Below are 17,775 nucleotides of genomic sequence, written 5' to 3' on the forward strand. Positions count from 1 at the left end.
GCCGGTATCCCTGGCGGCCTTTCTGTTTCTGCGGGGGCACCCTAGGTATAGGTAAAGCTGTCTGCGTCCAGATCATCCGTCGTCAGGACAAGGACTTCGCCGTGCAGGTGGGTGACGTTGTAGCCGCCCGAGACCTTCTGCAAGCTGACATCCGAGGATGTCTGTCCGTCAAAGATGATGGCATCGAACGCGAAATCGAAATCGGTGATGGTATCTTTGCCAAGGACTGTGCCCTTGAACACGAAGTCGTCGCTTCCGGCTCCGCCTTGCATTTCATCATTGCCGCGTTCGCCTTCGAGCGTGTCATGGCCGTCGCCGCCGGTCAGCGTGTCCGCTCCGTTGCCGCCAAAGAGCCTGTCGTTGCCGTCTTCTCCGTCAAGGCTGTCAGTTCCGCTGCCCGCGAACAGCCTGTCGTTGTCGTTGCCTCCGAACATGGTGTCGGCGCCGTCCCCGCCGGACAGGAGGTCTGCCTGATCGCCGCCATAGAGTTCGTCAGCACCGGCATTGCCATACAGGCTATCGCGGCCGAAGTTGCCAAACAGCTGGTCGTTTTGCGTGCCGCCTTTCAGGAAATCCTTGCCCGCGCCTCCGGAAAGCACATCCTGCCCCGCCTGTCCGCGCAGGACGTCTTCTCCGTCTCCTCCGAACAGCCGGTCGTTTCCGCCATTGCCGTAGAGAATGTCATCGCCCTTGTCGCCATAGAGCAGGTCTTTCCCGCTGCCCCCAAACAAAAAGTCGGCATCGAGGCCGCCCCTGAGCGTGTCGTCGCCTTCCTGACCCTTGAGCGTGTCCTGATTGGCTTCGCCAAACAGCTTGTCGTTTCCGAGTTCGCCAAAAATGCTGTCATTACCGTCGTCCCCGTGAAGAACGTCTTCTCCGGAAAGTCCGATGATTGTGTCATTGCCCGCGCGTCCGAAAATCAGATCGCCTGCGCCGCTTCCTGTGAGGTGATCCGCAAATTCGGTGCCGAAAAGAACCTCGGCCCCTGCGATGGTCCAGTTGAAGCCGCCTGATTGAATTGTGCCTGCGCCAAGATCGGCGGTCATGGCATCCAGCATGTTCCGGCCGTCGATTGCGTCCTTTTTGCCAAGGCCCATACGGATTGTGCCGCCCCCCGGTCCGATAAGGCACACGTCGTTGCCCGGGCCAGCCTCGATCGTGCAGGGGCCGGACCCGCATTCCAGAAAGTCTTTCTGGTTGGAGCCGGTAATGCGGTTCGGCGTCAGGGCGTCATAACAACTCAGAACATTGGGGTCGGACCAGTCGGGTTCATTGCCGTCGCATTGGCTGCAAGCCGACATGAAGTCACCGAAGTCAAAGCCGCCAAGGCCATCGACGTCGCAGAGGACAGTGTCGGATGCAAACCGGCCGTTGCTGCGAATTCGGTGATCACCATCCTATCGCAGGTCCCGGAAAAGACCGGGGCGGCGCCGCTTTCATCAATAGCGAGGTTCTGGCCGTAAATTGTGACCGAGAACTTTGCGCCGAACAGCGAACTTACCCAGAAACTCGTGCCGTCAAAACTTGGGAAGAAGTTGTTCGCTGTGTCGTTCAGGAAGTTGATGATGAACCGCTGGTACGTGGTGCCGAAGTTGAAAAAATGCTCCGCAGACATGTTGTTCCATCCCCCAATGAAAACGTTCATCGGGAGAGTGTATCACATTTTCCTTTTGTTTTCTTGGCTCAGGCCGGTTTGCGTGCGACGAAGTCGATCAGGGCGGACATGCCGGAGTGGCCGCGCCCTTCCTGAACCTCGCGTTCGTATTCGCGGCATTCAAGGATGTCCCAGCCGACAAAAGCCGCGCGCAGAATGACCTCGGTGTACATGTTCTGGGCAAAGGGCGGGCCGCCTGTGCCGTGCTCGAGCTGCTTGGGCGTATAGCCGTGCAGCATGGCGAGGCCACCGGGCTTGGTGGCTTTCTGCATGCCTTTGAACTGAATGCGGCGACCGTCAGGGCCGACGAACTGGATAAAGATACCGGCCACCAGATCGTAAGCGTCACTTTCCCATTCGCGGGTCAAGACGTCGGATTGCCGGAAATCGACTGACACGCCGCGTTCCTTGGCCAGTTCTCGGGCCCGTTCAATGGCGGTGGGGGCGAATTCAAGGGCGGTCACGTCCATGCCGTGCTCTGCCATGTAGACGGAATTGCGGCCTTCGCCGTCAGCGACCGCCAGCGCACTTTGGCCGGCTTTCAGATAGCCGGCGTGTTCCTCGAGAAACCGTGCCGGGGCCTTGCCAAAAAGAAAGTCCTCTGACGCGGCGAAACGTTCTTCCCACATGTGCCGATCCCTGTTGTTAACTGCTTCAGAGGTAAGGAATGGCGGGCGGATTGCAAGGATCATCAGGGCGCGCAGCGGCGAAAGGTCTGTTGGTGATGAAAGGCCATTGCAGGGCGCACAAAAAAAACCCCGGCAGGACCGGGGTTTTCGATTGGATTGTCAGGCCAGATTATTTCTGGGGCAGGGGCGCGATGATCATGATCATCTGGCGGCCTTCCATCTTCGGCATGTTCTCGATCTTGCCGATTTCCTTGACGTCTTCGGCCACACGTTCAAGCAGTTCTCGACCCAGGTTCTGGTGCGCCATTTCGCGGCCACGGAAGCGCAGGGTCACTTTGACCTTGTCGCCCTTCTCGATGAATTTCACCACGTTACGCATCTTGACGTCATAGTCGTGCGTATCGGTGTTGGGGCGGAATTTGACTTCCTTGACCTCGATGATCTTCTGCCTCTTGCGGGCTTCGGACTCGCGTTTCTGCTGTTCGTACTTGAACTTGCCGAAATCCATGATCTTGCAAACCGGCGGGTTTGCGTTGGGCGAAATCTCGACCAGATCCAGGCCTGCATCCTGAGCCATATGGTAGGCCTCGCGGGGGTGGATTACACCGACATTTTCGCCGTCTGCGCCGATCAGGCGAATTTCAGGAGCGCGGATTCGCTCGTTGATGCGAGGGCCGGTGTCGCGCTGCGGAGGCGCGTTATGGGGTCTGCGGGCTATGGCTTTGATCCTTCAATGGTGGAGTTCATGTGCGCGCTAATTTATGCCTGCCCGTCGGCGTATACAAGCCGAGATTTGGTAAGGGTGAGGCAAATCTCGGGAGTTTCCCCCTTGTTGCGGCCTCTGTCTGCCCGCATCTGTCACGAGAAGCCGGGAAAACCAATGCCCCGGTACGGACAGGAGAATTTGAAATGAAAAATCTCGTTTGGGTCGTTGTTCTGCTTGGCGCAGCTGCTGCCGGGTATTTCTATATGATGAACCAGAAAGATAAGCTTGCCCAGCCGGTGACGGAACCGGCCGTCGTGGAAGAGCCCGAGGCGATCGAGGAAACGCCGGTGGAAGAGGTTGTTACCGAGGTTGAAGAAAAGGTGGAAGAGGCCGTTGAGGCAGTCGAAGAAGCTGTGTCTGAGGCCAAGGAAGCTGCCGAGGAAGCCGTGAACGAGGCGGTTGAAAACGTCGAGAGCGCGGTGAGCGATGCCGTTGAAGGGGCGGGGGATGTTGCCGGAGCGGCAACTGAAGCCGTGACTGAAACGGCGGGTGCCGCAACCGAGACCGCGACCGAGACGGCCGGGGCCGCGGCGGATGTGCTGAGTGTCGACGGGTTCGACTTTGCCAAGGTCAGCGAGATGATTGACGGATCGTCGCTTGATGCGCTGAAAAAGGCCGCTCTGAAAACCGCGGTCGAGCAGGCGCAGAACAATCCTGACCTCCTGAAAACCGCGCTGGACAGCGTGAAAGCGGCGCTGGGGATGTAATCCCTAGCCAACGCGGGGAGCGGAAAGGGCGGTCTATGGGCCGCCCTTTTTCATTTAGACAAAGCTGAAATGATCCGCGTTGTCGATTTCGGAAATCGTCGTGTTCTGGACAAGCACATACCCGTCATAGCCAACATTGCCTTCGGTGATCCGTACATCGTTGCCTTGCTGGGTAAACGTCATGTCGTCAAATTCGAACTCTCCGTCGGCGTGGAACTGAATGACGTCTGAACCAGCCTGGAAGTCGGTCACAATGGCCTGATCGAGATCATCCAGCGAAAGGATCAAGAAGACATCGCTGCCCCCGCCGCCGGTCAGGGTGTCGGTGCCATAGGAGGCCTCGAGAGTGTCAGCGCCGGCCCCGCCGAACAGGCGGTCATTGTGAACCCCGCCAGCGAGCCTGTCATTGCCATTGCCACCGAACAGGGTGTCGTTACCGTGCCCGCCTTCAAGATCGTCCGCGCCATTGCCGCCAAATAGCCTGTCGCGCCCCAGATCGCCCTTCAAAGTGTCAGCACCCCGACCGCCATAAAGGCTGTCGTTGCCATAGTCGCCCCAGAGTTCATCCTGGCCGCCGCCACCAACGAGGGTGTCAGATTTTTGGCCACCAAAGATCAGGTCACGGGTTTTATTGCCGGTAAAATGGACTTTCTCGACATCGCTTGTTGCGACGTACCATTCCTTGCCTCCGGAGCCCCATGTTGTGCGTCTCGCCCGTCCACTGTCCGAAAAACTGAAATCAATGACGCCAGAAGTGACTGAGGCATCCACGAACAACGTGTCGACACCGCCCTCGCCGTAGAAGCTGACGCCTTCGCCGTTTTCCGACAGGGTGACGCGCAGCGTGTCCGCCTTGTCATTGGCTATGACTTCGATTTCCTCGACCTTCAGGATATCCAGAAAATTGGTGTTGATGACCTGAAAATTCTGAAAATTAAAGTCATAGGTGTGGGGAGTATTGGCCGTCAGGAGCAGGGACAGAGAGTCATGCCCATCACCGCCATCCACCCATTCGCCTCGGGCTTTTGCCTTTGCGTTGTGCAACAAGATCAGGCTGTCATCTCCGGCGCCCGAGGTAAGCGTGTCATACCCTGAGCCGCTTTCCAGCGTGTCGTTGCCATTGTCGTCGGCCAGATAGTCGTTGCCCTTGCCCCCGAAGAGACGGTCGTTACCGGCACCTCCGTTGAGCTCGTCTTCACCGGACCCGCCGTTCAGGGTGTCGTTGCCCCTTGCGCCGAGAATGGTGTCGTTGCCGCCAAGCCCATTCAGACGTTCGCCCGAGTCGGTTCCGTTTATTCTGTCGTCGTTGGCGGTGGGGGATAATGCTGACATATGAAAATCCGAATGAAATTTTTACTTTCGCCAGCATGGTGCGCGGTCCGCCTTGATGGGTCAAGGTGGGGAAAAACGTAGTCATCTGGTTGAGCTACAAATGAAAAAGCTGGCCGCGAGGCCAGCTTTGTCCAATCAGGATTTGCGCAGCGTCTTAATCGAGGAACGCCTTTTCCACCACGTATTGGGCGGGTTTGGAGTTGGCGCCTTCTTCGAGGCCGGCCTCTTCCAGCATGTCCTTGAGTTCGAGGTTGAACGCGAGGTTACCGCAGATCATGGCGCGGTCGTTTTGCGGGCAGAGGGGGGCCACGTCGAGGTCTTTGTAGGCCTCGCCCGAGCGGATCAGGTCGGTGATCCGGCCCATCTTGGGGCTCTCTTCGCGGGTGGTGGTCGGGTAGTATTTGATCTTCTTCCAGAAGCCTTCGCCGATCACCTCGTTCAGAAGTTCGTCGTCCTTGAGGGCTTCGATCAGCTCGCGGCCATAGGTCAGTTCGCCCACGGTGCGGCAGGTGTGGGTGATGATGACCTCGTCATAGTCCTCGTAGGTCTGCGGTTCGCGCAGGAGCGAGGCGAAGGGTGCGAAACCGGTGCCGGTGGCAAAGAACCAGATGCGTTTGCCGGGGATCAGCGCGTCATGCACCAGGGTGCCGACGGGCTTGGGACGCAGGATGACTTCGTCGCCGGGTTTGATGTGTTGCAGCTTCGAGGTCAGCGGGCCGTCTTCGACCTTGATTGAATAGAATTCCATTTCCTCGTCCCACGAAGGCGAGGCGATGGAATAGGCGCGCAGGAGCGGTTTCTGTTTGCCGGTTTTCGGGTCGGGATCGCCCATCAGGCCGATCATCACGAACTCACCCGAACGGAAGCGCAGGCTTGCCGGGCGGGTACAGCGGAAGCGGAACAGGCGGTCGGTGTAGTGCTGAACCTCGGTGACGGTCTGTGCGTCGGGCAGGGTGGGCACTTTGGGTACGGCGGTTGCTTGGGCGTCGGTCACGGGTTTTTGCTCGGTCATAAGATTACAGGCGGACAATGCCGCCCCTCACTAGCAGTTCGATAGGGTTTTTAAAGATGTATCTGGGTTGCGGCTTTGATCTGACGCAAATTGTGATCCATCAAGCGGAATTGTGACCGCGCATCCGGGTTTGGTAGTCATGCGCACGCCAGTCCGAACGGAATTGCCATTCGCCTTCGGGTTGACGGGCTGCCAGATCATCGCTGATCTCGACCTCGTCAAAGCCCGAACGGCGGGCCATGGCGTATTGGTCCGAAATGACGTGGCCCTTGGCGCGCAGGCGGCCGTTGTAGCCGGCCAGACGCAGCTGGCGGGCGATGGTAAAGCCGCGGCCATCGGCAAAGGAGGGGAAGTCGACCCGCACCATTTCCACGCCGGAAAGCTGTTCGATCAGGGCGGCCGGATCGGTGTCCGAGGCCACGTCGAGCGAGATCACGTCATTTGCGGCTTCGCTGAACGGAACGAAACCCTTGGTCCAGTCATCCGAGCCGAAGCCCGCGTCGGTTACGATAACAGTCATGTTTTCTCTCCAATTCGCACCATCTTGCCATCTACAAAATGGATGCCGCATTCGCTTTTGTCCTGCCCGCGCCAGCGGCCCGAGCGGGGGTCTTCGCCTTCCTTGACGGGGCTGGTGCAGGGCGCACAGCCGATCGAAGGATAGCCCTTGGCCACCAGCGGGTGGCGGGGCAGGCGGTTTTCTACCATGTAGGCGCGCACGTCTTCCGGTGCCCAGTGGGCGAGGGGGTTGACCTTGATGCGCCCGGTGCCGTCCTCGACTTCGAAGAAATCGAGCGCGGCGCGGGTGCCGGCCTGAAAGCGTTTGCGCCCGGTGATCCAGCCGTCAAAGCCGCTGAGGGCACGTTGCAGCGGGATCGTCTTGCGCAGGGTGCAGCAGGCGTCGGTATCGTTCAGGCGCAGGGCACCGTAGGGATCGTCGCGGTCGATGTCTTCCTGTTCGGCACGCACCACGCGCACGTTCCTGAGACCCAGTCGCTCGGCCACCTCGGCCTGATAGACCAGGGTTTCGGGAAAGAGCATCTGGGTGTCGACGAACAGAACGGGCGTGTTCTTGTCGGCAATGGCCGCCATGTGCAGGAGCACCACGGATTCAGCCCCGAAACTGGACACGAGCGCGATCTCGCCGCCATCCTGAAGCGCGCCGCGAAAGACGTCGGTCGCGCTGTGGTGGCGATAGCGTTCGTTCAGCTCCGAGACCTTTTCGCTGAGGGCACGACGGTCGGCCCCCAGCTCGGTCTGGATCTCGTCAAGCGGCATGGGCCTGTGCCTCGGGGTAGAGGTAAGGTTTGAACGCTGCGAGGCCGAGACGGCGGTAGGCCTGAAGGAAGGTTTCGCCTTCATCCTGACGCAGTTCCAGATAGCCTTTTACCAAACGCTCGATGGCCGGCACGATCTCGTCGTAGGCAAAGCCCGGACCTGCGCGCTCGCCGATGGCCGCGTCCCAGGTGGCGTCGCCGCCTAGCGTGACTTGGTAATTCTCGACGCCTGCACGGTCGAGGCCGAGAATGCCGATGTGGCCCACGTGGTGGTGTCCACACGCGTTGATGCAGCCGGAAATTTTGATCTGCAGGTGGCCGATGTCGTGTTCCAGCTTCAACTCTTCGAAACGGGTTGCGATCTGTTGCGCAACGGGGATCGAGCGGGCGGTTGCCAGGGCACAGTAGTCCATGCCGGGGCAGGCGATGATGTCGGACACCAGACCGATGTTGGCGGTGTGCAGATCGGCTTCGCGCAGGGCGGCATAGATCGCAGGCAGGTCCGATTTGTGGACATGCGGCAGGATCACGTTCTGCTCGTGGCTGATGCGCAGCTCGTCATAGCCATATGCCTTGGCGATTTCCGCCATCACACGCATCTGCGCGGCACTTGCGTCGCCCGGGGTGTCGCCGTGTTTCTTGATCGAGATGGTCACGATGGTGTGGCCCTCGGCACGGTGTTCGCTCAGGTTGGTGTCGGCCCAGCTGCGGAACAGCGGATCGCTGTTGTAGGCCGCATCAAAGGCCTCGGTCGATGCCGATTTGAACGCAGGGGCGGCGAAGTGGGTCTTGATCTCGTCAAACAGGACCTGGTCAAAGCCACCGAAGGTGCTGCGCAGCTTGGCGAAACGCTCTTCGACACGGGCGCGGATTTCGTCCAGGCCCAGTTCGTGCACGGTGATCTTGATACGTGCCTTGTACTTGTTGTCGCGGCGACCGATCTGGTTCCAGACGGAAACGGTGGCCTCGATATAAGGCAGCAGGTCAGCGCGCGGCAGGAAGTCATTGAGGACCTTGCCGATCATCGGGGTCCGGCCAAGGCCGCCACCGACGAGGATCTGGTAGCCGGTTTCGCCAGCCTCGTTGCGCACGACACGTACGGCGAGGTCGTGTGCCTTGAGAACCGCGCGGTCCTTTTCGCCCGCCGAAACGGCAATCTTGAACTTACGGCCCATGAACTGGAATTCCGGGTGATCGGTCGACCACTGGCGGATCAGTTCGGCAATCGGGCGCGGATCTTCGATTTCATCCGCGGCGGCGCCGGCAAAGTGGTCGGCGGTGACGTTACGAATGGTGTTACCCGACGTCTGGATGGCGTGCATGTTCACTTCGGCCAGCGCATCGAGCATGTCCGGAATGTCGGTCAGCTTGGGCCAGTTGTACTGGATGTTCTGACGGGTGGTGAAATGGCCATAACCCTTGTCCCATTTCTCGGCCAGAAGGGCGAGCTGGTTCATCTGGGCGCTGCTGAGAGTGCCATAGGGAATGGCGACGCGCAGCATGTAGGCGTGCAGTTGCAGGTAGACACCGTTCATCAGGCGCAGGGGCTTGAATTCATCTTCGGTCAGGGCACCGGAGATGCGGCGCTCGACCTGCTGGCGGAACTGGCGGTTGCGTTCGGCAAGGAACGCGGAGTCGAATTCGTTATACTGATACATGGATCAGGGACCTTTCGCGTGGCGCGTCTCGGGGTGGGAGACGGTCAAAAACCTAGTGCAGATTTCAGCTGGCTGCGGCGAGATCGGCTTGTTTGCCGTGGAAGTAGTTCGAGGGGCCGGTGCGGCGGAACTCTTCGCGGAAATGCGTTGGTTCCGGACCGTTCTCGCCTGCCTTCGCATCCGCGAGATAAGGGCCGACAGCGATGCCGGGCTGCTGGATCGCATCCAGCAAGCGCAGGTCGGCATGTGCTTCGTCGGTCAGCAATTCCGCCATACACATTTCACGTGTCCATGTGTCATCTGCGGTCAGATAGATCACATCACCTTCGATCAGGTCGTTGGCTGTGATGACTTTGGGCGTGAAGGCGCGGGCCATTGCTTTGCTCCGTGAGTGGTGGATTGTGGTTGCAATATAGGAAATTGTTCCGTATTTGCGCTAGGTGTGAGAGTAAATAGGAATAATCGTTCTTGCTGATTGCGCGGCGGCGAGGAAAATTCTCAAACCTGAAGGAAAAGCGAATGTCGTTGCGAATTGACGAACTGGACCGGAAAATTCTTGATGAGCTCCAGCGGGACGCTTCACAATCCCTTGATGAAATAGCCAAGCGCGTGGGGTCTTCCAAGACGCCGGTGTGGAATCGTATCCGCAAGCTGCGCGACGCGGGAGTGATCCGTCAGCAGACTGTTCTTCTGGATGCCGAAGCCCTTGGGTATGAGGCCTGTTTCTTTGTTCTGATACGCACGAGCGAACACGAGGCGTCTTGGCAGGCGGACTTCCTCAAGGCGTTGCGGGATCGCCCGGAAGTGCAGGAAGCACATCGCCTTGCAGGTGACATTGACTATATCCTCAAGGTACGGGTGGCCAATGCCCGCGCCTATGATGCCTTTTACCAGGCGTTGATCTCGGAAGTGCGGGTTCACAACGTGACCGCGCTGCTTTCGATGGAAGAGATCAAGTCGACAACCAACCTGCCGCTTTTGCCTGCTAAGTCCTAGGTTCGTACCATCAATGCTTCGAGACCGTGGAAGTGGTAGAGATTGCCGTATTGCGGCGTGCCTACCAATGCGAGGTTCGGACAGCGGTCGAAGAGGATGGGCATGGCGATGCTGAGTTCAAGACGGGCCAGAGGCGCGCCGACGCAGAAATGCACGCCTGCGCCGAATGAGGTGTTGGTGGCAACGGGGCGGGACGGATTGAAAACTTCCGGGTCTTCCCAGGGGCCGGGATCGCGATTGGCCGCTGCCAGAAGCAGGGCGACCTGATCGCCGCGTTTGAAATGATGGCCGCCGATTTCGACATCTTCATAGGCATAACGCGTGAACATGTGCAGGGGCGGATCGTAGCGGATGATTTCCTCGATGGTCCCGCCAACGGTTTCAGGTGTCAGCGCCTCTGATCCAAAGCCGTGTTCGAGAAGTGCTTTCACGCCGTTGCCTAGAGTGTGTACGGTTGCCTCGTGGCCCGCGTTGAGCAGCAGGATACATGTGGTGATGAGTTCATCCGTAGAGAGCTTTTCGCCTTCTTCCTCGGCGGCGATCAATTCCGAGATCAGATCTTCGGTCGGAGAGGTGCGGCGCTGGTCGACGTAGCTGCGGATATAGTCGGCGAATTCGGTAGACGCCTTGGCGGCGGCGTCTTCGATCTCGCGGGTGCGGCGGGCCTGATACATGGCGACCATGTCGTTCGACCAGCGTAAAAGCTGTGGCCCCATGTCTTCGGGGACGCCCAGAAGACGGCAGATGATGGCAACAGGAAGGGGGGCTGCGTAAGTCGGGAGCAGATCAAACTCGCCGTCCGGAAATTTATCGATCAGCGCGTGGCAGGTTTTGGTAATCTCGGTTCTCAAGGCCTCGATGCGCCGGGTTGTGAAGGCGCGCAGAACAAGTTTGCGAAGGCGAGTATGGCGCGGCGCTTCGAGTTCCAGCATGGAGTGGGCTTCGATGTCATAGAAGGCCTTGAGGTGCGCGGGGTGATCGGGGGCCATTTCCGGCGGGACTTCGCGACCAAAGCTTCGATCCCGCAGGAGATGCGAGACACGCGCATGGGAGACCACCGCGGGCATGTCATAGTCCTGCCAATAGAACATCGACCCTTCTGCGCGGGCCTCTTCGTAAAAAGCATAGGGGTTCTGCACGAAGGCGGGGTCGGTCGGGGATTGGGACAGGATTTCCATAGCGCCCATGTTTTCCAACTTGCTGGTCAATGCAAGCAGGCAATTGTTAGGTTGGGGGCATGAAGACCTGGATGCGCCACCGTTTCATGATTCTGCTTGTGTTTGTCATCGTCATGGTGGCGGCCTCGGCGACGGTTTGGCGCTTGGGTTACAGGCAGGCGCTGACGCAGCTTGTCGAACAGGGCGAGTCCGATCTTGCCCTTGCGGCGGACAGGCTGACCGCGCAGCTTCAGCGATATCAGGAGCTTGCGGTGCTTATGTCGTCTCATCCGGTGTTGACGGACCTTGTCGAAGGGCGAGGCAATCCGAGGGATGCGCGGATGCTGCTTCTGGATGCCGCCGACAAGACGACCGCGTTGAATATCATGTTTGCCGATATCGAAGGGCGGGTGCTTGTGTCTGCCTTTGAAGGGCCGGATGAGTCGCTTGTGAAAACGCCCTATTTCATGCGCGCGATGCATGGTGCCCTTGGGACGCATCATGGCGTGTCGAGCAAGGATGGGCGGCGGGCCTTTTACTATGCCGCCCCGAGCTTTGCTGCAGACGGGCATGTGCAGGGTGTGCTGATTGTCAGTGTCGATGTGGCTGACGTGGAAGATAACTGGCGCGGGGACGGACCGGCGGTGTTTTTCGTGGACGAGGAGGGGCTTGTCTTCATTACCAACCGTTCCGAGCTGTTGCTCTGGGAGCGGCGTGGCGGGGATGTCGGGCTGGTGCCGCCAAGCGGGGCAGCACCGCCGTTCAGGGCCTATACGCAGGCCGGCCATGAACTCTGGCGGCTGGACTGGGGGGATTATGTGCCCAAGCGGGGGCTGCACCTTGTTCAACCGCTGCCGATCATCGACCTGATCGGAGAGGCGGTGATTGATGTTTCCCCTGCGCAAAGGCTTGCGGGATTGCAGGCTGCGGTTGTTGCGGCGCTGATCCTTGCCTTTGGGGTCTTTCTCTATCAGGCGATGCAGCGAAGACAGGTCCTTGCCGAAGCCAATGCGATTTTGGAAGAACGCGTTGCCATGCGTACCCGCGCCCTTTCGGAGACCAACGTTCAGCTGCGCCGCGAGATCACGGAGCGTCAGGAAGCCGAGAAGGCGCTGAAGAAGGCGCAGGAGGAGCTTGTTCAGGCCGAGAAGCTGAGCGCCTTGGGGCAGATGTCGGCGGGTATCAGCCATGAACTCAACCAGCCCCTGATGGCGATCCGCCAGTTTGCCGAGAACGGGGCCTTGTTCCTGCAACGTGGCAAGGAGGAGGTGGCCTCGGATAACCTGAGCCGGATATCCGAGATGGCCGCCCGAATGGCGCGGATCATCAAGAACCTGCGTGCCTTTGCCCGCAACGAAAGCGAACCGATGGGGAAGGTGGACCTCGTGCAGGTGATCAATACGGCGGTCGAGTTGACGACGCCAAGGCTCAAGGCGGATCGGGTGTTGCTTGAATGGGAGCCCCACACGCATGGGGGGGCGGTGCTTGCATGGGGGGGCGAGGTGCGTCTGGCGCAGGTCTTCGTGAACCTGATTAACAACGCGGCCGATGCGATGATGGAGCAGGAGGACAGGCGCATCAGCATCTCGATTGAAAATGCCGAGCGTTTGTCTGTTTCCGTGCGAGACATCGGGCCGGGTATTGAAGACCCCGAGAAGATGTTCGAGCCATTCTATTCAACCAAGGCGGTGGGCAGTTCAGAAGGTATGGGGCTTGGCCTCTCCATCTCTTATGGCCTTGTCGAAAGCTTTGGTGGGCGTATCCGTGGCACCAATACCGAGAGGGGGGCGATGTTCACGGTTGAGCTTGATCCCTGGAACGAGGAAAAGGCGGCATGACGACCAAGGTTCTAGTAGTAGACGACGATGCCGATGTGCGCGAGGCGCTCAAGCAGACGATTGAGCTTGCCGATCTGGATGCGACGGCGGCGGGCAGTTTTATCGAAGCCAAGGATCACATTCTGCGTGATTTTCCCGGTGTGATCGTTTCGGACATCCGAATGCCGGGGAGGGACGGTTTCCATCTTTTGACCTATACGCAGGATGTCGACCCAGAGTTGCCCGTGATCCTTCTCACCGGAGAAGGCGATATTCCGATGGCCGTCTCTGCGATGGGCAAAGGGGCTTTCGGTTTTCTTGAAAAACCCTGTGCGCCGAAAGACCTGATCGGGGTAGTGGAAAGGGCTTTGAAAACCCGAGGTCTTGTTCTTGAGAACCGGCGCTTGAAACTGCAACTCGAAACAGGGGATCCGGCGGCGAGGATGCTGTTTGGCACCTCTGGTCTTGCCAATGACCTGCGCGGTCGTGTGCGATCGGTTGCGCGGACTACGGCCGAAGTTCTGGTTACGGGTCAACAAGGGGTCGGTATTTCCAAGGTCGCGGAAGTTGTCCACCTGTGTTCGCCACTTTCGAAGGGCCCATTTGGTAAGCATTCGGCGGCGGGTATGGATGTCGGGCGCTTTCAGGAGGCGGTGGCTGCCGCCGCTTCCGGCAGTCTGTTTCTGGATGAGATCACCGCCATGCCGATGGAGACGCAGTTTGCACTGGTGACCCTGATGGAGCAGGGGGATCACCCGCGCCTGATCTTTGGCAGCACCGCCGATCTCAAGGCGGCGGTGGATGATGGCAGGCTGCATGGCGAACTGTTTTATCGGCTGGATGCCATGCAGGTGCGTATTCCGTCCCTTGCCGAACGCCCCGAGGATATTCCGGTGTTGTTCCGCCACTATGTTGCGCAGGCCGCGGAACAGGCCGGATTGGTGGCGCCCGAGATCACGCCGGATGTGATTGCGGATATCATGGCGCGTGACTGGCCGGGCAATGCCCGCGCGTTGATGAGCGTTGCGATGCGCTTTGCGCTGGGCCTGCACGACGAAAGCGAAACCGAAGGCGCGCTGGGCCTTGCGGAACAGATGGCGCAGGTAGAGCGGTCTTTGCTGCAAGAGGCGCTTCGGCGGGCGCAGGGGCGTGCGGCGGCGGCGGCTGAGGCGCTCAAGCTGCCGCGCAAGACGTTCTATGACAAGCTGGCCAAACACGGTCTGCGACCCGAGGATTTCCGCTAGGTCTTGAGGGCTGTGTCCCGTCCTTCGCAGCGGGCGGACTGGTCGTGTTCGTGGATTTCCAAAGCACGGCTGGCGGTGAAGTCGTTTTTCACGTGGTCCCACCAGCAACCGAGGTAGGATTTCGCCGCCTCGGCATGAAAGACCTCGGGCGCCCCCCTGTGCAGGGCCGGCAGGCGGGTCCAGGCGACGTTCGGAAAGCTGTGGTGCTCGTTGTGGTAGCCGGTGTTGAACAGCAGCCAGTTGATAGGGCCATAGGTGGAACGGGTCGGATTGACGTCGTCCGTGCCGGGATGTTCGCTGAGCGACTGGCCGAGGTTGGAGATGCCCATCTTTCCAAGAAAGAAAGACAGCGACCACAGGTGGTAGAGTAGAGCCCAAGGCCCCAATAGGGCAATCATCGCGATGTTAGACAGGATCGAAACCGCGATGAAGGGGCGCATTTCCGATGATGTGGGACGGGTGCCGGTAAAGCGATCTACCGGATCGCTGATCGGCCGGCCGGATGCCCAGGCGTTCAGTCGCGGCAGAATGACGTCTGCCAGCATGAAGCCCAAGGGCAGTGAGTGAATGACGAGGGTTATGAGGGTCAGCGCACGCTGGCGTTTTGGTGTTGTGCGAATGACGTGTTGTCTGGCCTGCAGGGCGCAGATGTCTTCGTGTTCGTAATCCCGTTCGTAGTCTCCGACAAAGGGATGATGGCTCGTGATGTGCTGATGCTGGTAGATCAGTTGCTTGCCGTAGGACGTGAGGATGAATTCCAGCGCGAGGTCAAAGCCCAGTTTGGCACGCGGTTCGCGAAACACCAGTTTGTGGCAGGTTTCGTGGATGAGCGACGCGGCCGAGTGGTAGACGAGCTGGCCAACCAGAAAGGCCGAGAGGCCGATGACGATGATGCCGGCATCCGATACCAGCCACGCGATTCCCCAATGCACCGCGAGAAGGATCGGCAGAGCCAAAGCCGTGCGCGGATCAGGGCCGGACAGGCCTGCAAGTTCGGGGTGGGCCTTTACGGCGTCTCGGCGCATGTCATTGTGACGGCGTGACTGCGGGGAAATGCCGTGTTTCGGGGCGGGCTCTTGTGTCATTTCCGAAATGGTGTCCCTTCGATGCTTTATGTCGGACTATAGGCGGCTAGGCGGGAAATTCCCAAGGGGCAGGATCGTGAAACCATGTTTCCAGCTGTTTTTTCACCATGGTTTCCACCTTTGGGTTCGGCGTATCGCCAAAGCTGTCGTTCAGCGTGATGCTCATAGGCTTGCGCCGGTTGATGCGATTGATTTGATACCAAGTCCAAAGTCTGAGGTTCTCGACCGAGGCGTATCCCTGAACCTTGTTGCTAAGGGCAGACGGCGCGAGGCTGGCCGCGCCGGTTTCCAGCGCCAGATGGCGGGCGAGAAACTCGGGCGGAATGTTGTCGCCCGACCGGAATTTCGAGTTTCGGGTGGCCTCGACCCGTTCCGGGAACTCCCGGCACATCAGCTCCAACAGATCGCAGTCGAGGATCTGTGGGCCGTGAATGATGTGGCGGCGAGCTTTGGCTCCGAACCGCTTGGTCAGGGCGTTGTCGGCATTGGCGAGCGACAGGTTCCAGGGGCTGGCGGTGGCCGTGTCCAACTTACAGTGCGGGACGACCTTGCGGCTCTCCAGATGAACCCATGGGTGGCCATCGGGGGTGAACATTGCATCCATCAGGTCATCCGAGTTCGCCAGCACGTCATCTTCGAAGTACAGGAACTGGCGGGAAACTCCGGGCAAGAGATGAAGGTGCGACACGATGCAGAAAGAGTTGAAGGTGGGCAGGTATCGCGTGGCGATCACTTCGTCGTGGTGAACAAGATTGATGTTTGGATGGCTCGTGTCCAGCCAAGAGGGCACCTGTGGGCGGCAGGAAAAGATGTAGATCGACCGCACATCCGGCAGGTGTTGCCAAACCGATCTGAGCGAGTATCGGAGGGTTTCCAGGTTGTCGCGTGTGCGATTGGGGTCGCTGTCACGCGGGTCGTCTGCGTAGCGCTGAAGCGCGTCTGAGTAGCCAGGAAAGCCGTCGTCCACCCACGTGTAAACAACGTCTATTGGTTGGTTTGGTTTATTCATTTTTTCGTGCCGAATTTGACCAACTATTTCGGAACATTCCGATTGGGGCAAGTGTTCAGTACCGATAAGTGCCATGGAATTCAGGGGCAGATGACGAAACGCGGCGAAGGAAAGTTGTGCGAAATTCCGCACAATTGCTTTGAGGGGTGTGTGGAAAACCGCACAACAATGCTGGCTGCGAATGGCGGGGTTGCAAGATGTGCATGACAAATTTCTGAAAACAAACAGTTTTTGTGCAGATCGCTAAAAGTTCAAACAAAGTGTTGAGCGAGATTTCTTGGATTGTCACTGTTTTGTCGTCCCGGTCCGTGATGGGCCGGATGTAAGTTTTTGGATTGGAAACCCCTGGGAGGAGAAACCAATGAAATTCCTGACAACTGCAGCCACCGCACTGGCTCTTACCGTAACTGCCGGCACCGCCGTTCAGGCCGCTTGCGACGAGGGCGAGATCGTCATCAAGTTCAGCCACGTGACCAACACCGACAAGCACCCCAAGGGCATCGCTGCCTCGCTGCTTGAACAGCGCGTCAACGACGAGATGAACGGTAAGGCCTGCATGGAAGTCTTCCCGAACTCGACCCTCTACAATGACAACAAAGTTCTGGAAGCGATGCTGCAAGGCGACGTACAGCTTGCAGCACCCTCGCTGTCGAAGTTCGAAAAGTTCACCAAACAGTTCCGCATCTTTGACCTTCCGTTCATGTTCAAGGACGTGAACGCGGTTGACGCTTTCCAAGCTTCGGAAAACGGTCAGGCGCTGCTGGACTCGATGCAACGCCGCGGTCTGCAAGGTCTGGCCTACTGGCACAATGGCATGAAGCAGATGTCGGCCAACAAGCCGCTGGTGTCGCCGACCGATGCAAACGGTTTGAAGTTCCGTGTTCAGTCGTCGGACGTTCTGGTTGCCCAAATGGAAGCCATCGGTGGTTCGCCCCAGAAAATGGCCTTCTCGGAAGTGTACGGCGCGCTGCAACAGGGCGTTGTGGACGGTCAGGAGAACACCTGGTCGAATATCTACGGCAAGAAGTTCTTTGAAGTTCAGGACGGTGTGACCGAAACCAACCACGGTATCATCGACTACCTCGTTGTGACCTCGGTTGACTGGCTGGACAGCCTTGACGCCGACGTGCGTGACCAGTTCCTGACCATTCTGGGTGAAGTCACCGCGGTCCGTAACTCGGAATCGACCGCTGTGAACAACGCGGCGAAACAGTCGATCGTTGATGCAGGTGGCACCATTCGCACCCTGACCGCCGAGCAGCGCCAGGAGTGGGTCGAAACAATGCGTCCGGTCTGGGACAAGTTCTCGAAAGACGTGGGCCAAGAAAACATCGACGCGGCGCAAGCCATCAACGCGTCCATGTAATCGCGTCGGCGCCCCGGCAATCGGGGCGTCACACTATGGGCGGGCCAACGAGTCCGCCCTTTTTTC

The 17,775-nt window shown here is 59.0% G+C and carries 18 protein-coding genes; 5 read left to right on the forward strand and 13 right to left on the reverse strand.

The genetic code is table 11. The annotated features are described in order from the left end of the window. Positions 1–41: 41 nt before the first annotated feature. The 4 genes from ABWV42_RS13395 to infC form a co-directional block, all read right to left on the reverse strand. Positions 42–1,301 (reverse strand): calcium-binding protein, encoded by a 1,260-nt coding sequence (locus tag ABWV42_RS13395; protein ID WP_353340583.1) that lies wholly within the window; start codon positions 1,299–1,301, stop codon positions 42–44. Continuing rightward, positions 1,241–1,615 carry a hypothetical protein gene (locus ABWV42_RS13400; protein ID WP_353340584.1) on the reverse strand — a complete coding sequence of 125 codons (375 nt, stop codon included), beginning with the start codon at positions 1,613–1,615 and terminating at the stop codon, positions 1,241–1,243. Before ABWV42_RS13400 ends, ABWV42_RS13395 begins: the two co-directional genes overlap by 61 nt. A 68-nt stretch (positions 1,616–1,683) precedes the next feature. Continuing rightward, a complete protein-coding gene (locus ABWV42_RS13405; RefSeq protein WP_353340585.1) occupies positions 1,684–2,283 on the reverse strand; it encodes an SAM-dependent methyltransferase in 600 nt (199 codons plus the stop codon). A 169-nt stretch (positions 2,284–2,452) separates the two neighbouring features. After that, positions 2,453–3,010, reverse strand: a complete 558-nt coding sequence (gene infC, locus ABWV42_RS13410) for a translation initiation factor IF-3 (RefSeq protein WP_502930969.1) — start codon at positions 3,008–3,010, stop codon at positions 2,453–2,455. 182 nt (positions 3,011–3,192) lie between these two features. On the opposite strand from infC, the gene ABWV42_RS13415 reads away from it, so the two are divergent. Then, positions 3,193–3,756: a hypothetical protein gene (locus tag ABWV42_RS13415; protein WP_353340586.1), complete on the forward strand. Its 564-nt coding sequence runs from the start codon at positions 3,193–3,195 to the stop codon at positions 3,754–3,756. 54 nt (positions 3,757–3,810) lie between these two features. On the opposite strand, the gene ABWV42_RS13420 is transcribed toward ABWV42_RS13415, so the two are convergent. From ABWV42_RS13420 to ABWV42_RS13445, 6 genes are all read right to left on the reverse strand, one after another. Further along, positions 3,811–5,088, reverse strand: a complete 1,278-nt coding sequence (locus tag ABWV42_RS13420) for a calcium-binding protein (protein WP_353340587.1) — start codon at positions 5,086–5,088, stop codon at positions 3,811–3,813. Positions 5,089–5,242: 154 nt separating this feature from the next. Then, positions 5,243–6,100, reverse strand: a complete 858-nt coding sequence (locus tag ABWV42_RS13425) for a ferredoxin--NADP reductase (RefSeq protein WP_255106057.1) — start codon at positions 6,098–6,100, stop codon at positions 5,243–5,245. A gap of 100 nt (positions 6,101–6,200) precedes the next feature. Beyond that, complete coding sequence (locus ABWV42_RS13430; RefSeq protein ID WP_353340588.1) at positions 6,201–6,620, reverse strand: DUF934 domain-containing protein; 420 nt, start codon at positions 6,618–6,620, stop codon at positions 6,201–6,203. Continuing rightward, complete coding sequence (locus ABWV42_RS13435) at positions 6,617–7,378, reverse strand: phosphoadenylyl-sulfate reductase (protein ID WP_353340589.1); 762 nt, start codon at positions 7,376–7,378, stop codon at positions 6,617–6,619. The genes ABWV42_RS13430 and ABWV42_RS13435 overlap by 4 nt, the downstream gene beginning before the upstream one ends. Beyond that, positions 7,368–9,035, reverse strand: a complete 1,668-nt coding sequence (locus ABWV42_RS13440; RefSeq protein ID WP_353340590.1) for a nitrite/sulfite reductase — start codon at positions 9,033–9,035, stop codon at positions 7,368–7,370. The genes ABWV42_RS13435 and ABWV42_RS13440 overlap by 11 nt, the downstream gene beginning before the upstream one ends. A gap of 64 nt (positions 9,036–9,099) precedes the next feature. Beyond that, a complete protein-coding gene (locus tag ABWV42_RS13445; RefSeq protein ID WP_255106067.1) occupies positions 9,100–9,411 on the reverse strand; it encodes a DUF2849 domain-containing protein in 312 nt (103 codons plus the stop codon). A gap of 143 nt (positions 9,412–9,554) precedes the next feature. Here ABWV42_RS13445 and ABWV42_RS13450 point away from each other — a divergent pair, with 143 nt between their 5' ends. Next, the gene (locus ABWV42_RS13450) at positions 9,555–10,031 is read left to right on the forward strand and encodes an Lrp/AsnC family transcriptional regulator (protein WP_353340591.1); all 477 of its coding nucleotides are present in this window, start codon (positions 9,555–9,557) and stop codon (positions 10,029–10,031) included. Here the strand turns inward: ABWV42_RS13450 and ABWV42_RS13455 are convergent. Next, positions 10,028–11,209, reverse strand: coding sequence for a cytochrome P450 (locus tag ABWV42_RS13455; protein ID WP_353340941.1), 1,182 nt, complete (start codon positions 11,207–11,209; stop codon positions 10,028–10,030). The two genes, ABWV42_RS13450 and ABWV42_RS13455, sit on opposite strands and share 4 nt — an antisense overlap. Positions 11,210–11,268: 59 nt before the next feature. Here ABWV42_RS13455 and ABWV42_RS13460 point away from each other — a divergent pair, with 59 nt between their 5' ends. Together ABWV42_RS13460 and ABWV42_RS13465 are read left to right on the forward strand one after the other, a co-directional pair. Next, positions 11,269–13,026, forward strand: coding sequence for a sensor histidine kinase (locus ABWV42_RS13460; protein ID WP_353340593.1), 1,758 nt, complete (start codon positions 11,269–11,271; stop codon positions 13,024–13,026). Next, complete coding sequence (locus ABWV42_RS13465; protein WP_353340594.1) at positions 13,023–14,249, forward strand: sigma-54-dependent transcriptional regulator; 1,227 nt, start codon at positions 13,023–13,025, stop codon at positions 14,247–14,249. The genes ABWV42_RS13460 and ABWV42_RS13465 overlap by 4 nt, the downstream gene beginning before the upstream one ends. Here the strand turns inward: ABWV42_RS13465 and ABWV42_RS13470 are convergent. Together ABWV42_RS13470 and ABWV42_RS13475 are read right to left on the reverse strand one after the other, a co-directional pair. After that, on the reverse strand, positions 14,246–15,334 hold the full coding sequence (locus ABWV42_RS13470; protein WP_353340595.1) for a fatty acid desaturase: 1,089 nt from the start codon (positions 15,332–15,334) through the stop codon (positions 14,246–14,248). The two genes, ABWV42_RS13465 and ABWV42_RS13470, sit on opposite strands and share 4 nt — an antisense overlap. 46 nt (positions 15,335–15,380) lie before the next feature. Next, entirely contained in the window at positions 15,381–16,343 is a 963-nt protein-coding gene (locus tag ABWV42_RS13475) for a stealth family protein (RefSeq protein ID WP_353340596.1), read from the reverse strand. Between the two features lie 361 nt (positions 16,344–16,704). Here ABWV42_RS13475 and ABWV42_RS13480 point away from each other — a divergent pair, with 361 nt between their 5' ends. After that, positions 16,705–17,709, forward strand: a complete 1,005-nt coding sequence (locus ABWV42_RS13480; RefSeq protein WP_353340597.1) for a DctP family TRAP transporter solute-binding subunit — start codon at positions 16,705–16,707, stop codon at positions 17,707–17,709. Positions 17,710–17,775 lie beyond the last annotated feature (66 nt).

The organism is Pelagimonas sp. KU-00592-HH (assembly GCF_040369695.1).
Classification (GTDB): domain Bacteria; phylum Pseudomonadota; class Alphaproteobacteria; order Rhodobacterales; family Rhodobacteraceae; genus Shimia.

Bases quoted from the DNA above. Each gene is read 5' to 3' on its own strand.
- ABWV42_RS13440 (WP_353340590.1), bottom strand. From the start codon at position 9,035: ATGTATCAGTATAACGAATTCGACTCCGCGTTCCTTGCCGAACGCAAC.
- ABWV42_RS13445 (WP_255106067.1), bottom strand. From the start codon at position 9,411: ATGGCCCGCGCCTTCACGCCCAAAGTCATCACAGCCAACGACCTGATC.
- ABWV42_RS13480 (WP_353340597.1), top strand. From the start codon at position 16,705: ATGAAATTCCTGACAACTGCAGCCACCGCACTGGCTCTTACCGTAACT.
- ABWV42_RS13455 (WP_353340941.1), bottom strand. From the start codon at position 11,209: ATGGAAATCCTGTCCCAATCCCCGACCGACCCCGCCTTCGTGCAGAAC.
- ABWV42_RS13430 (WP_353340588.1), bottom strand. From the start codon at position 6,620: ATGACTGTTATCGTAACCGACGCGGGCTTCGGCTCGGATGACTGGACC.
- ABWV42_RS13420 (WP_353340587.1), bottom strand. From the start codon at position 5,088: ATGTCAGCATTATCCCCCACCGCCAACGACGACAGAATAAACGGAACC.
- ABWV42_RS13460 (WP_353340593.1), top strand. From the start codon at position 11,269: ATGAAGACCTGGATGCGCCACCGTTTCATGATTCTGCTTGTGTTTGTC.
- ABWV42_RS13400 (WP_353340584.1), bottom strand. From the start codon at position 1,615: ATGTCTGCGGAGCATTTTTTCAACTTCGGCACCACGTACCAGCGGTTC.
- ABWV42_RS13425 (WP_255106057.1), bottom strand. From the start codon at position 6,100: ATGACCGAGCAAAAACCCGTGACCGACGCCCAAGCAACCGCCGTACCC.
- ABWV42_RS13465 (WP_353340594.1), top strand. From the start codon at position 13,023: ATGACGACCAAGGTTCTAGTAGTAGACGACGATGCCGATGTGCGCGAG.
- ABWV42_RS13405 (WP_353340585.1), bottom strand. From the start codon at position 2,283: ATGTGGGAAGAACGTTTCGCCGCGTCAGAGGACTTTCTTTTTGGCAAG.
- ABWV42_RS13415 (WP_353340586.1), top strand. From the start codon at position 3,193: ATGAAAAATCTCGTTTGGGTCGTTGTTCTGCTTGGCGCAGCTGCTGCC.
- ABWV42_RS13435 (WP_353340589.1), bottom strand. From the start codon at position 7,378: ATGCCGCTTGACGAGATCCAGACCGAGCTGGGGGCCGACCGTCGTGCC.
- ABWV42_RS13475 (WP_353340596.1), bottom strand. From the start codon at position 16,343: ATGAATAAACCAAACCAACCAATAGACGTTGTTTACACGTGGGTGGAC.
- ABWV42_RS13450 (WP_353340591.1), top strand. From the start codon at position 9,555: ATGTCGTTGCGAATTGACGAACTGGACCGGAAAATTCTTGATGAGCTC.
- ABWV42_RS13470 (WP_353340595.1), bottom strand. From the start codon at position 15,334: ATGACACAAGAGCCCGCCCCGAAACACGGCATTTCCCCGCAGTCACGC.
- ABWV42_RS13395 (WP_353340583.1), bottom strand. From the start codon at position 1,301: ATGTCGGCTTGCAGCCAATGCGACGGCAATGAACCCGACTGGTCCGAC.